Source organism: Sphingobacterium sp. UBA7253 (assembly GCF_002472745.1).
Lineage (GTDB): Bacteria > Bacteroidota > Bacteroidia > Sphingobacteriales > Sphingobacteriaceae > Sphingobacterium > Sphingobacterium siyangense.
The window spans coordinates 46,611-47,426 of record NZ_DKSP01000089.1 but is presented as its reverse complement, the minus strand read 5'-3'; the positions used below and the strand labels follow the sequence as shown (position 1 = coordinate 47,426).

At 37.5% G+C, this 816-nt stretch carries 2 pseudogenes; both read right to left on the bottom strand.

The features are described from left to right. Positions 1 to 453 (bottom strand): annotated as a pseudogene (locus tag B2X72_RS08795) (NADH-quinone oxidoreductase subunit M); the annotation flags it as partial. 14 nt (positions 454 to 467) lie between these two features. Continuing rightward, positions 468 to 816, bottom strand: a pseudogene (locus tag B2X72_RS08790) (NADH-quinone oxidoreductase subunit L); the annotation flags it as partial.

Below are 816 nucleotides of genomic sequence, written 5' to 3'. Positions count from 1 at the left end.
ACGATCTCCTTCACCCCAAAGTGCACAAATAAAATAAATCGGAATCAAGGCAATCTCCCACCCCACATAAAAAGTAAAGGCATCCAAGGCCATAAATACGAGCAGTAAGCCCGCTTGCATAAAAGCCATTAAAGCATAAAAGTTTCCTTTATAATCCTTCTTAAAGGTTGTGGCAATAATTAAAGGCATCAGCCCATTCGTCAATAAGATCAACGGCAAGCTAATTCCATCAACGCCGATATGAAAATGAATATGCAATGAAGAAATCCATAGCCAATTTTGTTCAAATTGCATTCCGCCATTTGCGTCAAAAGTACAAAGGAAAGGAATAGTCAAAGCCAAAGACAGTAATGATAAAATCAAGGCAATAGACTTTGCAGCATTGGTCTTTAAAAACGTTAGAATCAATGCGCTTATTAACGGCAATAAAATAAGTAAAAACAAGTTATCCATCGATTATACCAAAATTAAAGACTCAACAATCCATAGATGAAAATGGCAATCACCCCAATTACCATCATCAATAAATAAAAACCAACATTACCATTCTGGAGCAAACGCAATACTTTTCCTGTATCAAATGTTGCTTTCCCGGCACCGTTAACAACACCGTCAATCCCACGTTGATCCACAACATTCCCGAAGAAAGCCGAGAGCCAATTGATCGGACGTACAATGATGCTATCATAAAGTTCATCCACGTAAAACTTATTGTAAGATAGATTCGCCAAGAAACTTCTGGTACCTTCTCCCGCTTCAGGTAACTGTTGTCGTTTAACATACTTATTAAAGGCTAAAGCAACCATAATCAATACT